At 50.4% G+C, this 16,163-nt stretch carries 12 protein-coding genes; 11 read left to right on the plus strand and 1 reads right to left on the minus strand.

Going from position 1 to position 16,163, the window contains the following annotated elements; genetic code table 11:
- Window positions 1–34 precede the first annotated feature (34 nt).
- From argS to LKI20_RS02830, 7 genes are all read left to right on the plus strand, one after another.
- A complete protein-coding gene (gene argS / locus LKI20_RS02800) occupies window positions 35–1,813 on the plus strand; it encodes an arginine--tRNA ligase (RefSeq protein WP_291773330.1) in 1,779 nt (592 codons plus the stop codon).
- A gap of 3 nt (window positions 1,814–1,816) precedes the next feature.
- Entirely contained in the window at window positions 1,817–3,403 is a 1,587-nt protein-coding gene (locus LKI20_RS02805; protein ID WP_291769579.1) for a diaminopimelate decarboxylase family protein, read from the plus strand.
- Between the two features lie 122 nt (window positions 3,404–3,525).
- On the plus strand, window positions 3,526–4,839 hold the full coding sequence (locus LKI20_RS02810) for a homoserine dehydrogenase (RefSeq protein WP_291769582.1): 1,314 nt from the start codon (window positions 3,526–3,528) through the stop codon (window positions 4,837–4,839).
- A gap of 11 nt (window positions 4,840–4,850) precedes the next feature.
- Window positions 4,851–5,894 carry a homoserine kinase gene (gene thrB / locus LKI20_RS02815; RefSeq protein ID WP_291769585.1) on the plus strand — a complete coding sequence of 348 codons (1,044 nt, stop codon included), beginning with the start codon at window positions 4,851–4,853 and terminating at the stop codon, window positions 5,892–5,894.
- Between the two features lie 85 nt (window positions 5,895–5,979).
- Complete coding sequence (locus tag LKI20_RS02820) at window positions 5,980–7,311, plus strand: Maf family nucleotide pyrophosphatase (protein WP_291769589.1); 1,332 nt, start codon at window positions 5,980–5,982, stop codon at window positions 7,309–7,311.
- 340 nt (window positions 7,312–7,651) lie between these two features.
- Window positions 7,652–8,365: an ABC transporter ATP-binding protein gene (locus tag LKI20_RS02825; RefSeq protein WP_291773332.1), complete on the plus strand. Its 714-nt coding sequence runs from the start codon at window positions 7,652–7,654 to the stop codon at window positions 8,363–8,365.
- Entirely contained in the window at window positions 8,362–9,747 is a 1,386-nt protein-coding gene (locus LKI20_RS02830) for an ABC transporter permease (RefSeq protein WP_291769592.1), read from the plus strand. The genes LKI20_RS02825 and LKI20_RS02830 overlap by 4 nt, the downstream gene beginning before the upstream one ends.
- A gap of 71 nt (window positions 9,748–9,818) precedes the next feature.
- Here the strand turns inward: LKI20_RS02830 and LKI20_RS02835 are convergent, their stop codons facing one another.
- Window positions 9,819–10,763, minus strand: coding sequence for an AEC family transporter (locus LKI20_RS02835; protein ID WP_291769595.1), 945 nt, complete (start codon window positions 10,761–10,763; stop codon window positions 9,819–9,821).
- 132 nt (window positions 10,764–10,895) lie between these two features.
- Here LKI20_RS02835 and dapE point away from each other — a divergent pair, with 132 nt between their 5' ends.
- The 4 genes from dapE to rpmA all read left to right on the plus strand — a co-directional run bounded on the left by dapE (window position 10,896) and on the right by rpmA (window position 16,102).
- Window positions 10,896–12,173 (plus strand): succinyl-diaminopimelate desuccinylase, encoded by a 1,278-nt coding sequence (gene dapE / locus LKI20_RS02840; RefSeq protein WP_291769598.1) that lies wholly within the window; start codon window positions 10,896–10,898, stop codon window positions 12,171–12,173.
- 251 nt (window positions 12,174–12,424) lie between these two features.
- Window positions 12,425–15,295 (plus strand): Rne/Rng family ribonuclease, encoded by a 2,871-nt coding sequence (locus LKI20_RS02845; protein ID WP_291769600.1) that lies wholly within the window; start codon window positions 12,425–12,427, stop codon window positions 15,293–15,295.
- A gap of 219 nt (window positions 15,296–15,514) precedes the next feature.
- A complete protein-coding gene (gene rplU / locus LKI20_RS02850; RefSeq protein WP_291769605.1) occupies window positions 15,515–15,823 on the plus strand; it encodes a 50S ribosomal protein L21 in 309 nt (102 codons plus the stop codon).
- 27 nt (window positions 15,824–15,850) lie between these two features.
- A complete protein-coding gene (gene rpmA / locus LKI20_RS02855) occupies window positions 15,851–16,102 on the plus strand; it encodes a 50S ribosomal protein L27 (RefSeq protein ID WP_291769608.1) in 252 nt (83 codons plus the stop codon).
- Window positions 16,103–16,163 lie beyond the last annotated feature (61 nt).

The raw sequence follows: 16,163 nt of genomic DNA on the forward strand, positions 1-16,163 counted from the left end.
GAACTCTGTCTTGGCAAACATTAGACTTGTGAGAATGAGCCCTGAAGCATTAGCTGATTTGATTGCACACAGTATTAACCACCTGTTAGAAACCGGTAAGGCCGGTACCTTAACGCAGGAACAAATTCCTTTGGCAACATCCATAGGAGTGGTCCGCCCCAAAGATCGCTCTCATGGCGATTGGGCCACCAATGTGGCGATGCAACTAGCCAAAAAGGCTGGTGTAGCACCCCGTGAACTTGCAGCTGCTCTTGCTAGCGAGCTTGAATCCTCGAATGGTATCTCTTCCGTAGAAGTTGCTGGACCTGGATTCATCAATATTGTGTTGGATTCAGCGTCCGCTGCGGCTGTGGTTGATACGGTGCTTGAGCAGGGGAGTACTTATGGACATAACGATCATCTCAGTGGTCATACACTGAACCTTGAATTCGTTTCAGCAAATCCGACGGGACCTATCCACATTGGTGGAACGCGTTGGGCTGCTGTTGGAGACTCAATGGCCCGCATATTACAAGCCAATGGTGCGCAGGTGGTTCGTGAATACTATTTCAATGATCACGGCGAGCAAATTGACCGTTTCGCTAAGTCTCTGGTTGCGGCAGCTCATCATGAAGATGTGCCCGCAGACGGTTACAAAGGCGGGTATATCGACGAGATTGCCACTCGGGTAATCAATGAGGCTGCAGCTGACGGCGTTGATGCTCTCGCTCTGCCTCGGGTACGAGATGACAATGGTGATGAAGGTGCAAGTGAACAGCGCGAGGAGTTCAGAAAACGCGCAGTGCCGATGATGTTCGCCGAGATTCAAGACTCGATGAAAGAGTTCAGGGTTGATTTCGATGTGTGGTTCCACGAAAACAGCCTGTATGAATCAGGTGAGGTTGAGCGAGCAATAGCCGAGTTGAAAGATCAAGGAGACATCTTTGAGAAGGACGGAGCCACGTGGTTCGCATCGACCAAATATGGCGACGACAAAGACCGTGTGATTATTAAATCAGATGGTCATGCAGCCTATATAGCGGGTGATATTGCGTATTACCTTAATAAGCGCCGTCGCTCAGACCACCCTTGTGATGTGGCAATTTACATGCTTGGTGCAGATCATCACGGATACATTGGCAGAATGATGGCTGTTTGCGCTGCCTTCGGTGATAAGCCAGAAGTTAATATGCAAATTTTGATTGGTCAGATGGTCAATGTTATGAAGGACGGCAAAGCTGTGCGTATGAGTAAGCGTGCAGGTAATGTCGTTACCATTGATGATCTCTTAGAGGCTATAGGTGTGGATGCTTCAAGGTATTCATTGGCGCGTACTGATTATCACCAGAGCGTTGATATCGACTTAAATTTGTTAGCCTCTCACACCAACGAGAATCCTGTGTATTACGTACAATATGCCCACGCGCGTTCATGCAATGTGGATCGCAATGCACAACTGGCTGGTATCAATATCGCGGATGCTAATTTGGCTCTGTTGGATACTCCCGCTGATGGTGAGGTGCTTGCTGCCCTTGCGCAATATCCTAATGTGCTGCAGATGGCTGGCGATCATCGCGCCCCCCACAGAATTGCTCACTACCTTGAAGATCTCGCTTCTGCATATCACAAGTGGTATAACGCGGAGCGCGTGGTTCCTATGGATCTCACAGATCCCGAGAATCGCCTCGAGCAGGATCAACGGTCTGTTGTGTCAATTGCTAAAAACCCTGAAGCTCCACGAGCGGCTGCCCGTCTTAAACTCAACGATGCGGTCCAGCGTGTTATCGCTGGTGGTCTGGATCTGTTGGGTGTGAGCGCTCCGGATAAGATGTGAAGTATGAGCGAAGCGACAGCCAGTACCACAGATCAGCAATCCACTCCGATGTCAGCAATTTGGCCAGACAGCGCGCAACGAGATAGTGAAGGTTGTTTGCAGCTGCATGGCAACAGTGTCACAGACTTGGCTGCACGTTTTGGCACGCCTGTATATGTGGTAGACACACAGGAATTGGTGGATAGAGCACGTCGCTTCACCACAGCAGTGCGAGAAGCATTCCCATACACCAATACTCATGTCAGCTACGCAGGCAAAGCATTCTTGAGCAAAGAGGTTGTCCGCTTAGTTCTTGCTCAAGGCATGCTGGTAGATACCTGCAGCATGGGCGAGATGCGCATTGCGCTCGCGGCTGGAGCACCAGGTCGTAGGCTAGTGTTGCATGGCAACAATAAATCTGATGCCGAGATTCGTCTTGCCATAGAGCAGGGCTTTGCAAAAATTGTGGTGGATTCTCCTGATGAACCAGAGCGAATAGCTGCCATTGCTCGTTCTGTAGGCAAAACAGCAAAAGTGATGCTCAGAGTCACTGTCGGAGTACATGCCGGAGGACATGAATTCATATCCACTGCTCACGAGGACCAGAAATTCGGTGTTCCTTTGCTCCCTGTTGGCGCAGATACACATCTTTTTGAGGCTATTGAGCAAAGCGTTCAGGTACCTAGTGGTCTAAATTCGTCTGAACCAACTCACACGCATCCTGATATGCAACAGCTCTCATCTCTGTATGTGCCTTCAGGCAAACGCCCTGATGACGATCCTCAAGTAGCGTCCGCTATGACAGCTGTGGCAGATGGGCCAGCAATTGAGGTACTCAAAGACATACTGTCGCGTCAACCGGAGTTGGAGCTCATAGGGGTCCATGCCCATATTGGTTCACAAATCCACGATGCTAATGCCTTCATCGAATCTGCACGGCGTCTGATGGTGCTACGTAAAACCTTCTGGGCAACTGATGGATTCCTGCTACCTGAAACTGATCTTGGTGGTGGCTATTCAGTGGCGTATACCGACGACGACGAATCTATGGATATTGAGCATACATTTGCACATATGTCTGCGGCTGTGGACGCAATAAATCATCGGCTGGGTTTGCCCATGCCTGTTCTGTCCTTCGAACCTGGCAGGTGGATTATTGCCCCTTGCGGCGTCACCGTTTATCAAGTCGGTACAGTCAAGCCTATTCATCTGCCCAACGGTATTACGCGTACCTATGTCTCAGTTGATGGCGGCATGAGCGACAATATCAGGCCGGCACTCTATGGTGCTCAATACACTGCTGAACTGGTCAACAGACGCGGTGCAGAGGAACATATTGCCGCAAGAGTAGTGGGTTTACACTGCGAATCGGGAGATATCTTAGTGCAAGATATCGAGTTGCCCGCAGACATACATCGTGGTGATTTGCTTGCTATACCTGTTACCGGTGCTTATGGACGTACCATGGCTAGCAATTACAACCAAGTCCCCATTCCTGCTGTTGCAGCCGTTTCATCCGAAGATGCTCATCTGATGCTTCGTCGCCAGAGTATTACAGATTTACTAGATCTTGATGTCGATATGGCTTCACATCAGAGTTCAAGCAACTAATTTTCAGTGGATGTTCGGAACCACAGTAGAAGATGGAATGAGCTCCATCATGTTTCGTTAGTCAAGCTGACGTAGGATGATGGGGTTTGAGCACCACAAACGCCTATAGGAAGGACAGACGATTGTCTGAGAACAACAATGCCCCTATCCGAGTCGCTTTGCTCGGAGCAGGAACCGTCGGCTCGCAGACCGCACGTCTACTCGTTGAGCAGCAAGAAGAGTTGGCAAATCGTATTGGTCGCCCTATGGAGCTCGTTGGTGTCGCCGTACTTGATCCTGCCGCTGTGAGCGACCCGTGGATTGACAAGTCACTCCTGACTACGGATGCAGCTGAGCTGGTTACACGAGCTGATATTGTCATTGAACTCATTGGCGGTATTGAACCGGCACGTACCTTCCTGATGAAGGCTATAGAATCGGGTGCCAGCGTGGTTACCGCGAATAAGGCTCTGCTTGCGAAGCATGGGCCTGAGCTGTATCAGGCAGCCGCTGAGCGCGGTGTGGATATCTACTTCGAGGCAGCAGTCGGAGGTGCTATCCCTATTGTGCGCCCTCTACGCGAATCCTTGGTGGGTGATCGTGTGCTGAGTGTTATGGGTATTGTCAACGGCACCACAAATTACATTCTTGATGAAATGACTACTAAAGGCCTTGATTTTGATGAGGCGTTACAAGATGCGCAGCGCAAGGGCTTTGCTGAAGCCGACCCTACTGCAGACATTGAAGGTCTTGATGCGGCAGCGAAAGCTGCAATTATGGCTTTGTTGGCTTTCCATACTGATGTGCGGATTGAGGATGTTCCGGTTGAGGGCATCACTAAGATCACAGCGGATGATATTGCGGCAGCAACTGCTGAAGATAAAGTTATTAAACTCCTCGCTGTTGTCGACCAATCTCAGGCGGGTATTTCTGCAAGGGTATATCCTGCTCTGATGTCTCTAGAACATCCTCTGGCCTCAGTTCATGGAAGCTTTAACGCGGTGTTCGTCAAAGCTGAGGCCGCTGATGACCTCATGTTTTATGGGCGAGGCGCAGGCGGTGCACCAACAGCCTCTGCAGTTGTCGGCGATGTAGTCACCGAAGCGCGCCATATAGCACAAGGTTCAGTAGGGCCGGCCATCCCTATTTATGCCACGTTGCCCAAAGCTCCTCTCGACGCTTCAAAAGCGGCGTTCGCTGTGCGCTTCCTAATCCACGACAAACCAGGAGTGCTTGCTGCTATAGCTCAGGCTTTCTCACAGCATGGGATTTCGATTAATGGAGTTAATCAGGACATTAAGCCAACTTTGCACGATCCGGGCTACAGCGGTGAGATTCAGCAGCTGCGTCTGGTAACTCATTTGTGTGACGAGGTGACATTGCGTGAAGTGGTTGATGAAGTCTCTAAGCTTGACGCGGTGACTGGTGATGCTTCAATACTTCGCGTTTTGGACTGATTGATACAAGGATGAACATGATGCAGGAGAGTATCCACGTCTATGTGCCTGCGACGACTGCCAATCTAGGCTCAGGCTTTGATGCGGTTGGACTCGCTTTGGATTTCCATGACACTCTAAGCTTTACGCTTGGCGAGTTAGGTAGCGACGCAGTTGATGTTGATATCGAGGGTGAGGGAGCAAACACTCTACCCAGAGATGCTTCACACCTTGTGGTGAAATCTTTCCGTGAGGCAGCCAGCGATCTGGGACTGCCACTACGCCAACTGCATCTTCAAGCACGAAATCGCATACCGCAGGCAAGAGGAATGGGTTCAAGTGCGGAGGCGATTGTAGCTGGAATCAGTGCTGCATATGCTTTCGCTCACGACGGCAAGATAGACAGAGACTATGTGTTTGCAGCTGCTGCTGCGGTTGAAGGTCATCCAGATAACGTTGCCCCCGCAGTATACGGAGGTCTCACTTTTTCGTGGAAGCTTGATGCCGACAGTGAATCGTTCAGTGGTGAATCGTCCAGCAGCGAATCACACAGTGGCGCTGTGCCATCATCTGGTTACCATACTGTGAGATATCCAGTTTCAACAGATATCTGCGCATATGTATTCGTACCAGATTTCGCTTTATCAACCCAAGACGCTCGCAACGCCTTACCAAGCCAAGTGCCATATCACGATGCAGTTGCAAACGTTTCTCGTGTTGGGCTACTTCCGGCTGCATTATGTCCTGCATTTTATGGTGATTCACAGGGGCAAACCGCTATACAAGGTAGTGGTTTGAACCGTAACCAATTGTTGTTCTGTGCCACGCAAGATGCTCTGCATCAGCAGTATAGAAGTGCTCTGATGCCTGAATCAGCACAGTTATTGAGAATCTTACGGAGTAAGGGGCTAGCCGCCACAATTTCTGGCGCTGGACCATGTGTGCTGGTGTTGCATAGCACCGACATTGAAGACGAGTTACGCTCGTTGAGCTCATCACAACTGGAATCAGGACATTGGAGACTTCTGCCTCTGGCAATAGACCTTGCTGGAGTGCAGGTAGAACAGTCACTATAGAGCAGGTGCTGATTTTAGGCAGCTTTGTCTATGACTATCTTGGGCATAGCAACGCGAATGAACACATTGGGTGGAGAGGATAGGCATGGCAATGCCGTTAATTCTGGCTTCAAAATCGAGGCCACGCAGGGATCTTTTGTACAGCGCAGGTATATGTCCGACCATACGTGAATCACATGTGGATGAACCTGCCGCTCTCGCCCAAACAGCTGAAGAACGTGGGATTGATCCTCAAAGTATGCCTGCTGAGGATCGTGTAGCGACATTAGCCCGAGCCAAGGCACTAGCCGTCGCACAGTCCTTCGCTGAAGTTGCTCAAACGGCGCGTGAAGCTCAAGGCGATTTGCGAATCTCACTACCACTCCAAGACGGTTATGGAAGTATCGCCAAAGTTACTCCTATCCAAGATGCTATTAATGCTCATCAAGGGTTGACCTCAGCGACTTTAGGTCCTTTGGTCATCGGTTGTGATTCGATGTTTACGCTTGACGGTGTGGTGTATGGCAAACCCCACAGCAAAGAGAATGCCCGAGAGCGCTTGCGCTCGATGCGTAAGAACACCGGCACTCTGTGGACTGGACACTGCCTGATCGATGTCGCATCCGGTCGTGAGCTACACGCCGTCAGCCACGCTCAAGTGAGCTTTGGCGACTTCAGCGATCAGGATATCGAGGACTATATTGCTACGAAGGAACCGCTGGAAGTAGCAGGATCATTCACCCTTGAAGGATTTGGCTCCGCATTCATTGACAATATCCAAGGTGACCCCAGTGGTGTTATAGGGCTGAGCATTCCTACATTGCGCGGTCTTGTGGAGTCCTTGGGCATTCACTGGACTGAATTATGGAATCTATCGCGTGAACAGAAGCGAGGAGTTAATCCGGATAATCCCAACGCACCCAGCGAAAACGTGCATCAGCCAGGCGATGGTTGGGTTGATTGTGCTTGTGGGCATCGTCATTGGGGTCTTAATGGAGCTTCAGGAGTTCTTCTGGCGAGGCGAGATGAGCACAGCGGCAAAATTACGGATATTTTGCTGCAGCACAGAGCGTTGTGGAGTGCTGAAGGTGGAACATGGGGTGCTCCTGGGGGAGCTACCGCAGATGGAGAGAGTCCTCTCGAAGGTGCATTGCGTGAAAGTTTTGAAGAGGCAAATATTCGCCCTGAAGATATACAAGTAGTCGGTTCTTACCGTGAGGATCATGGGCCTTGGGGATACGCCACCGTATTTGCATTTGAGAAGCCAGGCCATCAGGTGAATCCGCAGGCCAATGACGATGAGAGTATGTCGGTGCAATGGGTGCCAATAAGCAAGATAGGGGAATATAAGTTGATTTCTCCATTGCAGCGTGATTGGCCAGAGTTTGAGCAGCGTTTACACGAGCTTGAGGCTCAGTACCCTACCCACCACGCATAGCTTCTGCGTAATACATAGATAACTGCTCTAAGAAGGCAGCTCTTTTAGCGATTTTTCACTCAAAAGCTGCCTTCTTAGAGCAGTTATCTTTTACACATTCTCATTCCCGAGGATGATAATCGGGGCTAGAACATCAGCCACATATCGTTCTTACACATGATGTTTGGCGCGAACGATTGCTCATAGCATGATTGGTATGCAAACAAGAACCAGTGAATTCGAAGCCGCCGCCGAAGGTGATATTAGAGTTTTTCAAGATACCAACGCTAGCAATGCTCCTGATGAACAACAGATTGGCAAGGGTGCCCAGCGTCCTGTGCTCCAGGCGCAGGATGTGGTGATGGATTACTTCCAGGAACGCAACACTCAGAAGTTGTTGTCAGCCACACCTCATCAACTGGCATTAAGCCACGTTTCGATGACCTTAGGTGAGGGCGAATCTTTGGCGGTGATGGGGCCCAGTGGATCGGGGAAATCCACTTTGCTGCATGTGCTGGCTGGAATAGTCAAACCGACTTCAGGAAATGTGTATTTCGAGGGCACTGATTTAGGTCGACTAAGTGAGAGCGAACGTACTAAGCTGCGTCGATCGCAATTCGGTTTTGTTTTTCAATCAGGACAGTTGCTGCCGGAACTACCTGCATTGGAAAACATCGCTTTGCCGGTAATGCTTGGAGGGATGGAATATAAGCAGGCGATCAGTATGGCGTTTTCTTGGCTTGATGCTTTGGGTATTGGAGAGTTAGCACAACGCAGACCTGGAGAAATGAGTGGTGGCCAAATGCAGCGTATCGCCATTGCGCGCGCACTATGCATCCGACCGAGTGTTGTTTTCGCAGATGAGCCAACAGGTGCGTTAGACCGCAAAACGGGTGCTGGTGTGATGACCATACTTACTCAAGCGTGTAAACAAAACGGTGCATCACTGATCGTAGTGACACATGATCCTAGTGTGGCGGCTTTTTGCAGCAGAACAATCACCATGAGCGACGGACTGCTGGTGAATCACCATAGTGCAGATATGCATGGCACAGCGCAGGGGCGTGAAGTATGAGTAGCGTCGCATTGTGGAAACTCTTTCATCGAGGCAGAAATCGCAACTTTAGCGCCACTTCAGTGCTGGCAGTGATCGCATTTGCAGTCGCTAGTGCATTATTTTTGACGGTTCTTGGGGGAGTCCATGCATTCGTTTGGAGAGCCTCGACCTCGCACAGGATTGTCGATGCTTTCTCTAATCAGTCAGCACAAGGCGGAGAATACTTCATCTATGTTGTGCTCTCTTTATTTGCCAGCATGCTGTTGCTCATACCTTTCGCTTCACTGTCAGCGTCAGCTGCACGACTCGCCGCCGCGCGCAGGGATGCACGTCTGTCTGCGTTACGGTTGGCAGGAGCAACATCTGGACAGGTTTCTCGACTGACTGCTCTTGAGGCAGCAGGGCAAGCTTTACTCGGATCAGTACTCGGTATGGTTGGGTACGTCGCATTAATTCCTGCCATAATGCTGATTCCATTTCAAAACAGTTTGTTCAGTTTTCAAGAACTGTGGGTAGGCCCTACGATATTGCTGATTGTTGCCGTGGCAATGACCAGTTTGGCCTTAATTTCTGCATTATCGGCATTGATGAGAGTGGTAGTGACACCCTTGGGAGTGAGCGCTCGCGTGACTCCACCAGCGTTACGAAAATGGCGTCTGCTGGTCTTCTTGGGAGTGATGATTGGCGCAGTTGCCTTGATGAAAACGCCATTGTCGAAATATTTCTCACAAGCGGTTGCTATCGCAATATTCTTCGCTGTGATTGCTCTGTGCTTCGCCTTAATTAATCTTATAGGACCATGGGTGATTGCGATGCGTGCAAGAATGAAAGTTCGACGGCCACGTAACGTAGCTACATTACTGGCAATGCGACGGATTTTGGATAATCCGAAACGTGCATGGAGAAATGTCTCAGGTATCGCACTCGCAGTATTTATATCGGGGATTACCTCAATCTGCGCGTATATAGGATCGTCAGTGCAGCAGGCCTCAGCGCAAGATGCGATGCTATTGAAAGACATCGGAACAGGTGGAATTGTCACTCTTGTCTTTTCTGCGGTATTAGCAGCTGTTTCGTGTGGAGTGATGCAGGCGGGGAACGTTTATGATCAGTCAGAGCAGTATCGGATGTTGATGTTGGAAGGTGCGGACAGACAGACTATGTCCTCGGCTCGCCGCATTGAGGTCATGACTCCGCTCAGAGTGGTAGTGGCAGTTTCTGCCGGTAGCAGCATGGTGCTGATGCTGCCTATTTTTGGCTCAGCTATGGCTCAACCTTGGACTCTTGTGGCGTTCTTGGCGGGCATTATTCTGTGCTTTGTATTGGTTGGTGTAGGTGTAGCGGCAGCTAACCGAGTCTCGGCAAGCATTTCTCTAGTGGGTGCCCGAAGCGACGATTAAGAGCTGAATACGTGCGTTTGAATTCGTGAATGTGGTTGCGAAAGCAGTGTCGTGCGGCACGTAATCTTTGCTCAGGTCAGAGTTGCTGCGATGAAAGCAATGATGATGGGTGAGGTGATGGTACTCAACAGTATGCCATCTCTCGCAAAGGTGAGACCGACGTTATATCGGGCTGCATAGTTGTAGACGTTCTGACCGGTAGGCAAAGCTGCGAGTACGACGCATCCGTAGAGTTCAGTTCCTCTAAATCCGAGTACAAAGTATGCAATGAGGAACGCGACAATTGGCATGATGACGTTCTTAAGCATCACCACAGTTGCCGTAGCGCGACGGTTTGTGCCCTTACGTAGCGGTGTGCTGCCACGTAATGACATACCAAAGGCCATAAGAATCATCGGAACTGCAGAGTCACCAATCATGCTGACGGGTTTGAATAATACGTCTGGCACGATGAACTGCCCTGTTTGTGAGGCAATCGCTGATACGATGATTCCGCCGATTGAGCCGAGGAGCAGCGGCTGATGCAGCGGTTGTTTCAGTACCTCTTTCAGCGAGAATCTGCCGGTGGTGGTGACGTCTAAAGCTGTCAGACCAATCGGCGTAAACAACGCCTGTTGCATGACGAGGATTGGTGCTACTAGGGCAGGGTTACCCAAAATATAGGTCGCTACTGGCAAGCCGATGTTATTGGAGTTCAAATACAGAGAGTTCAACGAACCAATAATGGCGTCAGCGGCCTTCATGTGGAAAAACAAGGAATTGAGTATCAGGAATAGCACTCCAACAGCCATTGCGGAGGCAAAAGCAACCACAATGCTTGGGTGAAAGATATCTCGTATTGGTTGTTTGGAGAGTATTGCGAACATCAGGCACGGGCTAGAAATGAAGAAGCTGAACCTGTTGAGCACCATTTGCGCTGTAGGCCCGCCTATGCGATATCGCGCAGCGATATAACCCGCAAGCATGACAACTCCGATGACACCGAAGCCCTCCATGGCACTAATCAAACGTGGCATTATGACTCTTCCGGTGGTGTATTGCTGATATCCATACTGCCACAGCTAGCCAACAGATGGTTGCATATCTCAGCAGATGGGCGTTTGGAAAACCAGCACCCGCAGTGGCGCATACACAGTTAAGATAGTCGCATGCAACCCGAAGCGAATACCTCAGAAGCAGCAGTTTCACCAGACAACTCTGTAAACCACACAGATGTTAAAGGTAGTGGGGCGATATTCGACATTGACTCTCGTGCACCACGGCAACAAGCATTAGCATCACTGTTCACACAAATCATGGATTGTTACTCAGTCAGTGACCAGGAGCATGCACTTGCCGATGCCGTAGAAGATTTTCTTTCCAAACAATCTCATTTGCAGGTCAGACGGCATGGCGATACCGTAGTGGCCTCTACTCATTGGCAACGTGAATCACGGGTACTGTTGGCGGGCCATATCGATACTGTGCCTGTCATAAACAATTTTCCCCCTAAGTGGCTTGAAGCTGGCGATCCGCTGATACGTGATGAGATTGCGCAAGCACATCCTGACGAACGTGTGATGTGGGGCAGAGGAGCTACGGATATGAAGGCTTCAGATGCCGTGTTACTGTATCTGGCGGCCACACTAAACGAATCTGCCTACGACCTGACATATGTGTTCTATGACCACGAGGAAGTAGCTGCTCAGTTTAACGGCCTCAGAAAAGTTGCTGAATCTCATGCTGATTGGATTCAGGGCGATTTCGCCATCATAGGGGAGCCAACCTCATGCGCGATTGAGGGAGGTTGCAACGGCACAATCCGTTTTGATGTAATCACTCACGGTATCGCCGCACATTCAGCGCGCGCTTGGATGGGCGAGAACGCTATTCATAAAGCAGCAGATATACTTAACCGTCTCAATGCGTATGCTCCTGCAACCGTAAATGTTGACGGTCTGGATTATGTCGAAGGTTTGAATGCCACATTGATTTCTGGCGGCAAAGGAAGCAACGTGATTCCTGATGAGTGTCGAGTGCATGTCAATTATCGCTTCGCACCCAATAAAACACTTGAAGAAGCTAAAAGTTTGATGTTTGGCGAACATTCAGGTATTGCGCTTGAGGCGGGGGCAGCTACGGCCATAGGTGGTGTATTCAAAGGTTTTGACATTGAAATGAAGGATGAATCGCCAGCAGCTCGGCCCGGTATGGATGCAGAGCTAACGCAATCTTTAGCTCAGTTGGTGTTTGAACGAACGGGACACCAACCACAGGCAAAATTAGGCTGGACCGATGTCGCGCGATTCTCCCAGTTAGGCGTTCCAGCAGTGAATTTCGGAGCAGGAGATCCATTGCTAGCGCACAAACATGATGAGCAGATTCCAGAGTCTGATCTGATGCTCATGGCTGATATTCTCGAACAATGGTTACGTTGCGCTAACTGACTGTACACAATCGGGTCAGGAGTGTGACATACTAGGAGACGGCGGAACTGCAAAGCCGCCACTAGCGATCGCGTCGATCCCCTTGCATGAGCCGCAATGAGCGTTTGCAAACGATGGTGTCCGCTTTCGCCTTAGATGACTTTTTGTAGCCTGAAGATGTTGCGTGTATGCGCGGCCACGGTGAAAGCGTGGTGTGAGAATATGTCGGAGGCCAGGATGACGACACGTTGCAGCGTGCCGCGAGGAGCATTGTGCCCACAGAACAGAATAACGGCCTGAGTAAGACTGAGGTCGAAACCACAAGCAGTAGTCAGCTCGTAGGTGAGCAGATTTCAAGGGCTGACCAGAGCGTTTCCCATGCAGACGGCGCTGAGCAACACGAAGCTAGTCCCAAGCGACGCCGCACAGGACGTCGAGTGGTGCGAGTCGCTGGTGCTGCCGGCGCTGACGTGCCCGTCAAAATTGAAAATAGCCAAACTCCTGAGACGAATCATGATTCGCATGCTGAGCATATTGCACATGCACGGCAGTCCAACCAGGAGATTGTCGACGCAGCGTCACAGCAATCTGAGAATGTCTCGTCTGCGCCTAGTCGCCATAACAATCGTCGTGAGCACTCTGCAACAGGTACAAATTCGCGCCAGCGAGCTGCTAAATCCAGCGCAATAACTGCCCCTGTTGTTAATGACACCGTCGAATTTGAAGAGCCTAAGGTGAAGAGCCGGAAAACGACTACTCGTACTCTCAGCACAGCAGGTGAAGACGATCAGCGCCGCGCCAGTGTTAAGCAAGAGCGTAGTGAACGGGCTGCCAAGGCTGTAGATTCAATTCGCTTCTTGCAGGTGGATACCACGCATGCAGCGCCGGCGACAACGCAGCAGCCCCTGCATAACAAACCTATGACTTCCTTGCTGTTCCAGGAACCAGTGCTGCCCGTTACGTCGAAACCTTCAAATACCAGCCATGACGAGGAGTCTGGTGATGAAGACAACTCTCGACGTTCAACGACCAAGCGCGGCAAGAACCAGCGTCGTCAGGAAACGGTTATTGAACTCATTGAGCACGGTAATCAACGCAATCATGATTCGAATGATTCTCGAGATGCCGATTCCACGCGGAGTTCGGATGATGATCACGCAGGTCGTTCACGTCGGTCTCGCAGAATGAATGCACTAGAACGTCGTGCTGCTGCTGAGGTCGGACAGATTGAAGACGACCTCGAATTCGATGAAATTCCCTATGATCCGATAGATGATGACGTTCAGAGCATGAAGAGCTCTCGGCGATCACGCTCACGGATATCAGATTCCGAAGAATCAACCAACCGCCGTGAGCGAGTTGAAGACTCAGAGCCGGAAGAGGAGCATGCTGAGGGCAGAAGACATCGCTCAATCATTCGAGAGAACGATGATGATGACAATGATTCGACAGTAACTCGTCGTCGCCGTCGTCGTCGTGGAGGGGCGAAGGCTTCGGAAGAAGAAGTCTCTGAGCAAAGCAGTTCTAAGCGTTCGCGTAAACAGCAATACATTGATGAAATTACCAACATCGAAGGATCCACTCGACTAGAAGCGAAGAGACAGCGTCGTCGGGATAACCGCAGAGATCGTTCGCGTCAGACGCAACTTATTGAGCAGGATTTCTTAGCACGTCGCGAAAACGTCAATCGCATCATGGTAGTGCGTGAAAAAGAACAGCACACACAGATTTCCGTTGTTGAAGATGACATTCTGGTGGAGCACTACGTTTCTGATATCCAAGAAGTGGCCACAGTAGGCAACATCTATCTCGGTCGCGTGCAGAATGTGCTGCCAAGTATGGAAGCAGCATTCGTAGATATTGGTCAAGCACGTAACGGTGTGTTGTACGCCGGAGAGGTGAACTGGGATAGTGCCAGACTTGATGGCCAACCTAGGCGTATCGAACTCGCATTCAAGTCAGGGGATCCTGTGCTGGTCCAAGTCACCAAAGACCCCATCGGTCATAAAGGTGCGCGACTGACTTCTCAGGTAACTCTGGCTGGGCGTTTTCTGGTATTGGTGCCATCCGGTGGAATGACTGGTGTTAGCCGAAAGTTGTCTGAGCATGAGCGTTCTCGCCTTAAAGGCATCGTCACCAAGATCGCGCCGAAAGATATGGGTGTGATTATTCGCACGGCAGCAGATCACGCCAGTGAGGAAGCCATTACCAAGGATCTTGAGAATCTCGTTCGGCAGTGGGAAAACGTTGAGAAGAAGCGCGATTCGGCGAAGCATCATAAGAAACCCAAACTTCTTAAGGGTGAACCTGATGTAGCAATCCGCGTGGTGCGTGACATCTTCAACGATGATTTTAACGAGTTGATTGTCGAAGGTGAGCAAGTCTACGAGCGTATCAGTGAATATCTAGATTCAATGGCTCCTGATCTACGGCAAAAGCTCAACAAATGGGATCCTGCCGATCACGAGGGTTCAGACGTGTTTGACCGCTGGCAAATTGACGGGCAGCTACGCAAGGGCATGGAACGCCAGGTATATCTGCCAAGCGGAGGCTCTTTGGTGATTGATCGTACTGAGGCTATGACCACAATTGATGTCAACACAGGTCGCTTTATTGGTAAGGGTAAATCGCTAGAGGAAACAGTTACACGTTGCAATCTCGAAGCCTCAGAGGAAATCGCTCGACAACTCAGGTTGAGAGACATCGGTGGCATGGTCATGATCGATTATGTTGATATGGTGATGCAAGCCAACCGCGATCTGGTGTTGCGGCGTTTGGTGGAATGTCTTGCCAGAGATCGAACGAAGCATCAAGTTGCTGAAGTGACCTCTCTGGGGTTAGTACAGATGACTCGTAAGCGCGTTGGGCAAGGGCTGGTTGAAGCTTTCTCAGAGGAATGCCCAACATGTAAGGGACGTGGTTTCATTCTTCATGATGAACCGACGATTTCAGCGTCATATGACGATCCTTATGCAGTTAAGGGTGGTGATCCCTTCGTTAAATCTGTGCCTAAGCATCATGCACAGCCGAAGGAGAGCGCAGCACCAAAGGGTTCATCCCCCGATGTTAAGGCCAAGTTAGCGAAGATTGCTGCTGCCGCTGGTGCAGCCACCGTTCAGTCAGCATCAGAGGATACCGACTGAACCGTAGTCAGACGAGTTTATGAGATTGCTGCTCCAACACAACTATCCAGGTGAAGCAGCTTTCTCACAGTGAGTGGATTTAGGCTCACCGAATATGCATGGACTTGACGAAATTCTATGCATGCGTGTATGTTGGATAGTCGGTGTCTAGCCATGTCTTTCATCATGTCAGGATGCTAGACCAAGAAGCAGCTTTAAGAACACAGGCAAGGTAGGGCTATGTACGCGATTGTGAAGGCCGGTGGCCATCAGGAAAAGGTTGAGGTCGGGGACGTTATCAGCGTCAATCGTCTCGACAACAAGAACGGTGAGACCGTCGAATTCCCGGTCGCGCTGGTAGTTGACGGTGCCAAGGTGACGGTTGCCGCGAAAGATCTCGCCAAGATTTCAGTCAAGGCAGAGGTTGTGGATGATGAGGCCAAGGGTCCCAAGATTCACATTCAAAAGTTTAAGAACAAGACTGGTGTTGCTCGTAAGCAGGGTCATCGCCAGAAGCTGACAGTCGTCAAGATCACGGCGATTGCCTGATAACAGACTTTCCGGAAAGGAACAGACATGGCACATAAGAAGGGCGCTTCCGCTTCTCGTAACGGTCGCGATTCAAATGCTCAGTACCTCGGTGTGAAGAAGTTCGGCGGCGAGTCTGTTGTGGCCGGCAACATCATCGTGCGTCAGCGTGGAACCAACTTCCACCCAGGTCAGAATGTCGGCATCGGCAAAGACCACACACTTTTTGCTTTGACTGATGGTAGCGTGCAATTCGGCGTACGTCGCGACCGCAAGGTTGTGGATGTCGTTTCCGCCTGAATCACAGTTTTAGCTTGGCAAGCCGCGCCCGCAAAGGACGCGGCTTGTTTGTTTCTCAGAT

It is taken from the genome of Bifidobacterium sp., assembly GCF_022647885.1.
GTDB lineage: Bacteria > Actinomycetota > Actinomycetes > Actinomycetales > Bifidobacteriaceae > Bombiscardovia.

Excerpts from the sequence above, each read along its gene's own strand:
- LKI20_RS02825 (WP_291773332.1), top strand. The coding sequence starts at position 7,652 with ATGGATTACTTCCAGGAACGCAACACTCAGAAGTTGTTGTCAGCCACA.
- LKI20_RS02830 (WP_291769592.1), top strand. The coding sequence starts at position 8,362 with ATGAGTAGCGTCGCATTGTGGAAACTCTTTCATCGAGGCAGAAATCGC.
- rpmA (WP_291769608.1), top strand. The coding sequence starts at position 15,851 with ATGGCACATAAGAAGGGCGCTTCCGCTTCTCGTAACGGTCGCGATTCA.
- LKI20_RS02820 (WP_291769589.1), top strand. The coding sequence starts at position 5,980 with ATGGCAATGCCGTTAATTCTGGCTTCAAAATCGAGGCCACGCAGGGAT.
- rplU (WP_291769605.1), top strand. The coding sequence starts at position 15,515 with ATGTACGCGATTGTGAAGGCCGGTGGCCATCAGGAAAAGGTTGAGGTC.
- LKI20_RS02805 (WP_291769579.1), top strand. The coding sequence starts at position 1,817 with ATGAGCGAAGCGACAGCCAGTACCACAGATCAGCAATCCACTCCGATG.
- LKI20_RS02835 (WP_291769595.1), bottom strand. The coding sequence starts at position 10,763 with ATGCCACGTTTGATTAGTGCCATGGAGGGCTTCGGTGTCATCGGAGTT.
- dapE (WP_291769598.1), top strand. The coding sequence starts at position 10,896 with ATGCAACCCGAAGCGAATACCTCAGAAGCAGCAGTTTCACCAGACAAC.
- argS (WP_291773330.1), top strand. The coding sequence starts at position 35 with ATGAGCCCTGAAGCATTAGCTGATTTGATTGCACACAGTATTAACCAC.
- thrB (WP_291769585.1), top strand. The coding sequence starts at position 4,851 with ATGAACATGATGCAGGAGAGTATCCACGTCTATGTGCCTGCGACGACT.